At 45.6% G+C, this 7,823-nt stretch carries 8 protein-coding genes; 4 read left to right on the forward strand and 4 right to left on the reverse strand.

The window, feature by feature from the left end; genetic code table 11:
- Together R1Y93_RS12125 and R1Y93_RS12130 are read right to left on the reverse strand one after the other, a co-directional pair.
- The coding region (locus tag R1Y93_RS12125) for a 3'-5' exoribonuclease YhaM family protein (protein ID WP_500822998.1) at positions 1 to 630 on the reverse strand (630 nt) is incomplete at its 3' end.
- 39 nt (positions 631 to 669) lie between these two features.
- Positions 670 to 2,013, reverse strand: a complete 1,344-nt coding sequence (locus tag R1Y93_RS12130; protein ID WP_500823000.1) for a S1C family serine protease — start codon at positions 2,011 to 2,013, stop codon at positions 670 to 672.
- 218 nt (positions 2,014 to 2,231) lie between these two features.
- Here R1Y93_RS12130 and R1Y93_RS12135 point away from each other — a divergent pair, with 218 nt between their 5' ends.
- From R1Y93_RS12135 to R1Y93_RS12150, 4 genes are read left to right on the forward strand one after another with little or no spacing between them, the layout of a single operon-like run.
- A complete protein-coding gene (locus tag R1Y93_RS12135) occupies positions 2,232 to 4,613 on the forward strand; it encodes an endonuclease MutS2 (protein WP_500823001.1) in 2,382 nt (793 codons plus the stop codon).
- A gap of 13 nt (positions 4,614 to 4,626) precedes the next feature.
- Positions 4,627 to 5,328: a response regulator gene (locus R1Y93_RS12140; protein ID WP_500823002.1), complete on the forward strand. Its 702-nt coding sequence runs from the start codon at positions 4,627 to 4,629 to the stop codon at positions 5,326 to 5,328.
- A complete protein-coding gene (locus tag R1Y93_RS12145) occupies positions 5,325 to 5,990 on the forward strand; it encodes a hypothetical protein (protein ID WP_500823003.1) in 666 nt (221 codons plus the stop codon). Before R1Y93_RS12140 ends, R1Y93_RS12145 begins: the two co-directional genes overlap by 4 nt.
- Positions 5,947 to 6,732: a sensor histidine kinase gene (locus R1Y93_RS12150; protein WP_500823004.1), complete on the forward strand. Its 786-nt coding sequence runs from the start codon at positions 5,947 to 5,949 to the stop codon at positions 6,730 to 6,732. The genes R1Y93_RS12145 and R1Y93_RS12150 overlap by 44 nt, the downstream gene beginning before the upstream one ends.
- 4 nt (positions 6,733 to 6,736) lie before the next feature.
- Here R1Y93_RS12150 and R1Y93_RS12155 read toward each other — a convergent pair whose 3' ends face one another.
- Positions 6,737 to 7,237: a tRNA (cytidine(34)-2'-O)-methyltransferase gene (locus R1Y93_RS12155; RefSeq protein ID WP_158419998.1), complete on the reverse strand. Its 501-nt coding sequence runs from the start codon at positions 7,235 to 7,237 to the stop codon at positions 6,737 to 6,739.
- Between the two features lie 39 nt (positions 7,238 to 7,276).
- A partial coding sequence (locus R1Y93_RS12160) for an AIR synthase-related protein (RefSeq protein ID WP_500823005.1) occupies positions 7,277 to 7,823 on the reverse strand: 547 nt, incomplete at its 5' end.

Genomic DNA, 7,823 nt, shown 5'->3' on the forward strand with positions numbered 1-7,823 from the left:
ATAATCATTCAGCGGAAAGGAAGAAAGCTCCCTGGTCTTACCTACATCATGAAGCAATGCAGCCGTGATCAGAAGATCTCTCTTTATCACCGGATATGCTCCTGCCATATAATCACAAAGCCTGGTCACACTTAAAGTATGCTCCATCAGGCCACCAATAAATCCATGATGAACTGTCTTGGCAGCGGAATGCTCCTCAAAAGACTTTAAAAACTCTTTATCCTCCACAAACAGCTTATGAAGAAGCGCGGACAGATATGTATTCTTCACACTGTCAATCATAGCTACCAGCTGATGATACATGTCATCTGTGCTGTTCTCACTTACCGGAAGATAATCAGCCGGATCGTATTCCTCAGGGAACGCCCTGCGTACCCGCTTGATATTCAACTGCATGGCTCCTGCGAAGCTGGTCACGTCCCCGATGATCTCAATGTAATCCAATCCATCAAAATCATCGATCCCGTTGGAATTGGGATCCCAGATCTTCCCATCGATCACACCTGTTTTATCCTGCAGGATCAGGTTCTCGTATGGTTTTCCATTCTTAGTCATTGCAGACTGTTTCTGTTTGCAAAGATATATTCCATTTACCCTGTCGCCTTCATGTAGCTCATTAATATAACGCATGTTCTGCCTCTCTCTGATCCAGGCCTCTATTGATCCGGCCTATTTTTCATTTACCTTAACGGTAAGTTCTACTTCCCCCAGTTCTCCGTCCCCGCTGTATCTGGAAATCTGCATACTGATCTCCAAACCGTTTTCGCAGCTCTGAAGATATGTACTGTATTCCTGCATATCACTTACCGGACTGCCGTCCAGTGCAGTAATAATATCCCCTCGCTGGATGCCGGCTGCCATAGCCGGTGAATCCTTATCAACTTTCTCTATATATATGCCCTTTGAAATACCAAGGCTGGCTGCCTTTGCCTCTGGAATGCTTACTCCGTATATGCCAAGATAACGGGGTTCCTGCTTATTGGTCATCTGCTCAATACGGGACCGAAGCTGTGCAATGGAAAATGCCTGGATCACATTCATATCCTCTCTGATATTCTTTTTGATCACACCTACGATCTCACCCTTTGTATTTATCAATACACCCTTACTGCTTATACATCCCTGGATATTGGTAGTCATCAGCTGGTACTCTGCATCTGCCGCTGAAAACCTTCCAGATGTTGAAGTAACTATGCCATAAAGCACTCCATCAAACTCCCCGGACGGACTGCCAATAGCGATCACAGGTTCTGCCTGCTCCGATGCAAAGGACTGTGCAAAGGAAACCACTGAAATTGCCTTCTTGGTGCTGTCTGAAAGCTCAGATGTGCGGACCCACATAACAGACAGACCAGTTGCATCATCTGTCTGACATAAATGAGCCCTGGCAGTACTGGAATCTGCAAATGTAACCTGCAGGCTGCTGGTCTTCTCAGATGGCTCCCAGTTCGTCAATATATAAATACAGGAACTGCTTTCCAGAAAAATGATCCCCTCTCCCTCTTCATAGCGAAGAATGGAAGCATCCAGAAGATCAGATTGTCCGGATGTGCCTGTCACTCTCACCAATGCCTTCCTGGGCTTCTTGGCCACATCCAGAACTCTTTGGTAAATCTGCTGATATTTGACCAGCGGATCTGTGTCTTTCTCAAGGCTGCCGGAATCCTGAACAAAATCTGATCCTTCTGCCTGATCAGCAGAAAAATCCTTAGAATTATAATCTGTATTTGAAATGGTACTCTTTATTTCATTTGATGCAGCCTGCTCATCTGAAGATGCAGGAGTCAGCTTCACAGCAGAAACAAGTCCCTTCTCTTCAGCAAAACGCTCTGCAAACTCAGGCAATGCCCAGATAAAAGCACCTGCCGCACACAATCCGAAAAAGGCTCCGCCAATAAACAGCATCAGACCCTTTTTAAGCAAGCGTCTGCGGTCGGCAGGTCTTTTCTTAATGGTTTCTCTCATAAACTGGTAGTCTTCATTTTCTGGCTTTATGTTCATGTCCTTTCCCATAATGTGCTGTTCTCCTGTGCATTGCAAAACTTAGACTTATGTATTTTATCAGGAAAGTGTGAACTTTTCATGAATATTTTTTCACATTTTCCTTTTCATCCGATATAAAATCATGTAAAATAAAGTCAGGGTTCCATAAGGATTTTCGTAACTGTTCATTACCCTCACAGTTATGAAATTTCCAAATATAATAATTTAAAAATAAAGGATGTATTTACGTGAACGAAAAAGCATTAAAATCTCTTGAATATTATAAAATCATACAGATGCTAACAGAGAAGGCTTCCTCCTCCCTTGGAAAAGAGCTTTGCAGGGATCTGCTCCCTTCCGTAGATCTTGCACAGATACAGCTTATGCAGGCTCAGACACGGGATGCACTGTCCCGCCTTTTCCAGAAAGGAAGCATCTCTTTTGGAAGTGTAAAGGATGTGCGTGGTTCACTGAAGCGTTTGGAGATCGGCAGTACACTTGGGATCATTGAGCTTCTGTCTATCTGCAGCCTTTTGGAGAACACCTCCAGGGTAAAAGCCTACTCCAGGAATGAACGAGGCGACCATCCGGCAGATTCCCTGGATGAGATGTTTGAACAGCTTTCCCCTCTTACCCCTCTTTCTACAGAGATCCGCCGTTGTATCCTGTCTGAGGACGAGATCAGTGATAGTGCCAGCCCCGGTCTTTTGAAGGTACGCCGCAGCATGAAGATCGCCAATGACCGGATCCACACCCAGCTTACTTCCCTGGTCAACGGAGGTGCAAGAAACTATCTGCAGGATGCAGTGATCACCATGCGTAATGGCAGATATTGTATTCCTGTAAAGGCAGAGTATAAGGGACAGGTTCCTGGAATGATCCACGATCAGTCCTCCACAGGATCTACCCTTTTTATTGAACCTATGGCCATTGTGAAGCTGAATAATGATATCCGGGAGCTGGAGCTTCAGGAACAGAAAGAAATCGAAGCAGTCCTTGCAGAGTTAAGCAACCAGACTGCTGCCTATACGGATCAGATCCGGGATGATCTGGAGATCATGGTACAACTGGATTTCATTTTTGCCAGAGCGTCCCTTGCCATGGATATGAATGGAACTGAACCCATTTTCAATACAGAGCATAAGATCCGGCTGAAGCAAGCCCGACATCCTCTCATCCCCCGCAAAAAGGCAGTTCCTATTGACCTGCGCCTTGGGGATGATTTTGATCTTCTGGTAGTGACAGGCCCTAATACAGGTGGTAAAACTGTTTCCCTGAAGACTGCAGGACTTCTTACCCTGATGGGACAGGCAGGTCTTCATATCCCTGCCATGGATCGTTCCCAGCTTTCTATTTTCCATCAGGTCTATGCAGATATTGGGGATGAACAGAGTATTGAACAGTCGTTAAGTACCTTTTCTTCCCATATGACCAATGTAGTCTCTTTTCTGAAGGAAGCAGACAGTGATTCCCTGGTGCTTTTTGATGAGCTTGGAGCAGGTACAGATCCTACAGAGGGAGCTGCACTTGCCATTTCCATTCTCTCTTATCTTCATGAGAAAGGGATCCGCACCATGGCTACCACCCATTACAGTGAACTGAAGGTATATGCCTTAAGTACCCCTGGTGTAGAAAATGCCTGCTGTGAATTTAATGTAGAAACCTTACGCCCTACCTATCGGCTATTGATCGGTGTTCCCGGCAAAAGTAATGCGTTTGCCATATCTTCCAAGCTTGGGCTGCCTGATTTTATCATTGAAAAAGCCAAACAGCAGATCAGCGAGCAGGACGAATCTTTTGAGGATGTACTTACTTCCCTGGAAAACAGCCGGGTAACCATTGAAAACGAACGTGCACAGATCGAGACATACAAAGAACAGATCGAAGCACTGAAAAAACAATTAGAAACAAAACAGGAAAGACTGGATGAGCGCAGGGACAAGATACTGAAAAATGCCAATGAAGAAGCCAGACGTATCCTGGCAGAAACAAAGGAATATGCAGATCAGACCATGAAGCTTTTCCATAAATTCCAGAAAGACCATGTGGATACTGCAGCAGTCGAAAAAGAACGCCAGAATATCCGGGCAAGAATGAATAAAGCAGACAATGCCCTTTCCATCAAGACTGCGCCGAAGGAACCGAAGAAAAAGCTTTCTGCCAAAGATCTTTCCCTGGGAGATATGGTTCGGATCCTGAGCATGAACCTGACCGGTACCATCAGCAGCCGTCCGGATTCCAAAGGCTTCCTTTTCGTACAGACCGGGATCATCCGTTCCAAGGTTCATATTTCAGATCTGGAACTGGTAGACGAGCCTGTGATCTCCTCTTCTGCCCTTCAGAAAACCGGTGCAGGAAAGATCCGCATGTCTAAGTCCTCCAGTGTTTCCACAGAGATCAATCTGCTTGGCAAAACTGTGGACGAAGCCATTGCAATCCTGGATAAATATCTGGATGATGCTTACCTTGCCCACTTGAATCAAGTACGGGTTGTCCATGGAAAAGGTACCGGGGCTTTGCGTAAGGGAGTCCACGATTACCTGAGACGCAATAAGCGGGTTGCTTCCTATCGCCTGGGTGAATTTGGCGAGGGAGATGCCGGTGTAACTATTGTTGAATTCAAGAAGTGAAAGGAGAAATGAAATGGCATCCAAACAGAAAATCCTGATCGTAGATGATGACAACAATATTGCAGAGCTGGTAGCCCTGTATCTTACAAAAGAATGCTTCGAGGCAAAGATCGTTAATGACGGAGAGCAGGCTTTAAAGGAATTCCAGGCTTTCCACCCCAATCTGATCCTGCTGGATCTGATGCTGCCTGGGATTGACGGCTATCAGGTATGCCGGGAGATCCGTCATGTATCGGATGTTCCCATTATCATGTTGTCTGCAAAAGGAGAGACCTTTGACAAGGTCCTTGGCCTTGAGCTTGGTGCAGATGATTATGTGATCAAGCCCTTTGATTCCAAGGAACTGGTAGCCAGGATCCGTGCAGTACTCCGCAGATTTAATGTAAAATCTCCTGCCGTTCCTTCCAACGAGAAAAGTGTAAGCTATCCTGACCTTACAGTAAACCTTACCAATTATTCTGTTACTTATATGGGACGTCAGGTGGATATGCCGCCCAAGGAACTGGAACTGCTTTACTTCCTGGCATCCTCCCCAAATCAGGTTTTTACCAGGGAACAGCTTCTTGACCATATCTGGGGCTATGAATATATTGGTGATACTCGTACTGTAGATGTACACATCAAGCGTCTCCGCGAAAAGATCAAGGATCACCCTAGCTGGTCCATCGCAACTGTATGGGGAATCGGATACAAATTTGAGGTAAAAAGCGAATGAAAGCTTCTCTGTCCAGGAAATTTATCTTCTGTTACATCCTGATTGGCGTTATCGGTTTTCTGCTGGTAACAGGCATCGGTTCCCGTCTCATTGAAGGGCATCTGGAGCATTCCTTAAGTGAGTCCTTTTACCAGGAGGCAGTTTCCATTGCCTCCAACGAAACAGTGACCCACAATATTTCCAGTTACAATCTGGATACCATACAGGAAAGCCTGACATCTATAGCCATAGCCCAGGATACGGAAATCTGGATCCTGAACAATCAGAATGAGATCATCGTAAGCACCGATAATAAAACAGCCTCTGCATCCCCGGTTCCTGTAGAATCCTTTGATCCTACAGCCTGGGGCGGAAGCTATTATCAGGTAGGGGATTTTTATGGTTTTTTCTCTTCCCCAAGGCTGAGCGTGATCGCTCCCATCACAGCTGATATGGCTACAAAAGGCTATGTGGCCATCCATTATCAGATGCGTTTCCTTTATCAGAGCCGCAGCGGGCTTCTTAAGATCATGCAGATCCTTTTTCTGTGTATTTACCTGACCACCTTGCTTTTAATACTGCTTTACCACTGGCATGTGCAAAGGCCTTTATCCCAGATCATTCGTGGTACTACTGAATTTGCAGGAGGAAATCTCTCTTACAAAATTCCGTGTTACCTCTGATGACGAAATGGGGTATCTTGCCAATATGCTGAATTATATGGCAGAAAAGCTGAATCGGAATGGGGAATACCAGAGACATTTTATTGCCAACATCTCCCACGATTTCCGCTCTCCTCTTACATCGATCAAAGGTTATGTGGAAGCTATGCTGGACGGGACCATCCCTGTTGAAATGCAGGGGAAATACTTAAATATCATTTCTTTTGAAGCCAACCGGCTGGAGAAGCTTACACGCAGCCTGCTTACCCTGAATGATCTGGATGTGCAGAAGCGGATCATGCATAAGCAGAATTTCGATATCAATCAGACCATCAAAACAGCAGCGGAGGCTTTTGAGGGAGAATGTACCAGACACCGGATCCGATTGGAATTGATCCTTTCAGGTACAGAATTATTTGTCAATGCAGATATGGAACAGATCCAGCAGGTACTATACAATCTTCTGGACAATGCAGTAAAATTCAGTGATGATGAATCCTCCATTGAAGTAGAGACCACAGAAAAGAATGACCGTGTGTTTATTTCCGTAAAAGATCACGGCTGTGGGATCCCCAAGAACAGCCTTTCCAGGATCTGGGACCGTTTTTACAAAACAGATGTTTCCCGTGGAAAAGACAGGAAAGGTACCGGACTTGGCCTCTCCATTGTAAAAGAGATCATCAATGCCCATGACCAGAATATTGATGTGGTCAGTACAGAGGGCATTGGAACAGAGTTTATCTTTACTCTGGAAAAGGCCTGACGGCCTATTTCCATTCGTAATTTCTTAAATGTCCCTGCAGGTTCATATGTGAAAAATCATGCTGACGTAATGCCTCATAAAGCACGATTGCCACAGAATTGCTTAGGTTCAGGGAACGGATATCCCCGATCATCGGGATCCTTACACAGGTGTCCTGATGATCCACCAGGATATCTTCCGGAATCCCTGCGCTTTCTTTTCCGAACATAATATAGCAATCCTCTTCATAAGACACATCTGTATATGTCTGTGGTGCCTTGGTAGTAGCATAATAAATCTTTGCTCCTGGATTTCTTTTCAGGAAGTCTTCATAATTCAGATAAGTGGTCACATCCAGATCTTTCCAGTAATCCATCCCTGCACGCTTAATAGCCTTTTCATTTAAATGAAAGCCAAGAGGCTCGATCAGGTGCAGCCTGGTACCTGTTGCCACACAGGTGCGGCCGATATTTCCAGTATTTGCCGGTATTTCCGGCTCATGTAATACAATATTTAAAGCCATAATAGGATCCTCCTGTTATTTAAAAAGCCCCAGTCTGGCATTTCACAATGCTGGCCGGGGAATCATTTTGTATATTTCATCTTCTGCCGGACGGTCAAGATAACGGAAATTCTCACCGCTGTACAACAGGCGGTCATTTCCTGCATTGGCCTGTCCGATCACCGCAGCAGGCAGTCCAGCCGCCTGACATTTTCTCACCAGTCCCTCTCCTGATGGGATACCTGCCAGAAAGGCGCCATCAGAGCGCAGCCTGTAAAGATTCAGGTCCAGTACCTCACATAATTCCACAGTTTCCTGACGGACGGGAACCTTCCTGAAATCTGCCACAAGCCCTGTGCCGGATACCTCTGCCACTTTCCAGAGGCCGCTTAAAAATCCGCCTTCACCCATAGGATAGATCACAGCTGCCCCTGCTGCCTCTGCCATTTTCCACACAACACCATTTTCTGTTAAATCCTGGACACCGTATCTCTCCCTGGCAGATAACATATCCTGGATAAATCCTTGGGAAAAGCGCATCTCCAGCATTGTCTTTTTATCTTTTGCTAAAAGTCTGGTGCCTTCCAAAGCCACAGCACCAATCACCGAC

The sequence above is a fragment of the Blautia sp. HA3515 genome (assembly GCF_059933065.1).

Excerpts from the sequence above, each read along its gene's own strand:
- R1Y93_RS12145 (WP_500823003.1), top strand. The coding sequence starts at position 5,325 with ATGAAAGCTTCTCTGTCCAGGAAATTTATCTTCTGTTACATCCTGATT.
- R1Y93_RS12130 (WP_500823000.1), bottom strand. The coding sequence starts at position 2,013 with ATGGGAAAGGACATGAACATAAAGCCAGAAAATGAAGACTACCAGTTT.
- R1Y93_RS12140 (WP_500823002.1), top strand. The coding sequence starts at position 4,627 with ATGGCATCCAAACAGAAAATCCTGATCGTAGATGATGACAACAATATT.